1 protein-coding gene is annotated in these 665 nt (G+C 58.5%); it reads left to right on the top strand.

The features are described 5' to 3' along the window. Positions 1 to 28: 28 nt before the first annotated feature. The coding region (locus tag EG244_RS20260; protein ID WP_267900304.1) for an IS4/Tn5 family transposase DNA-binding protein at positions 29 to 665 on the top strand (637 nt) is incomplete at its 3' end.

The raw sequence follows: 665 nt of genomic DNA on the forward strand, positions 1-665 counted from the left end.
ACTTGGCCTTGCCTGAACACAAGCGATCATGATTCGTCATGTGGCACCGGATAATCGAGGTGCAGGCATGGGGCAGAGTTGGGTGGAAACGGAAACGTCAGGATGCGATCTGGGCGATGCCCGGTTGAACCGGCGCCTGGGAGCAATGCTTGAGGCTCTCGGGGACCGCCCTGGAAAATCTCTGCCCACGGCGTTTCAGGACTGGTCGAACACTAAGGCCGCCTACCGCTTCTTCTCCAACGGAAATGTCAGTGAAGACAAGATTCTTGAGGGCCATTTTGCCGCCTCTGCCCTGCGTATCAAGGCAACCGACGGTCCTGTCCTGATCCTGCAGGACACCACAGAATTTTCGTTCAAACGCGCCTCGCCGGAGAAGATCGGGTTTACGAAAGTGTCGACCGGCCGCAAGCTCAAGGAAGGCCGCTACCAAAAGCATGCGATCTGTGGGCTCCTGATGCATGCAAGTCTGGCGATCACACCAGAGGGCTTGCCGCTCGGGCTGACAGCGGCCAAGTTCTGGTCGCGTTCAAAATTTAAGGGGACCGCAGCGCTCAAACGCAAGATCAACCCGACCCGCGTCCCGATCGAGCAGAAGGAAAGCATGCGTTGGCTGGACAACCTGCGCCTTTCTACCGAGTTGGCAGGCGCACCTGAGCGCTGCGTGC

Origin of the sequence: Falsigemmobacter faecalis (genome assembly GCF_003863335.1) — a bacterium.
In the GTDB taxonomy this organism is placed as follows: domain Bacteria; phylum Pseudomonadota; class Alphaproteobacteria; order Rhodobacterales; family Rhodobacteraceae; genus Wagnerdoeblera; species Wagnerdoeblera faecalis.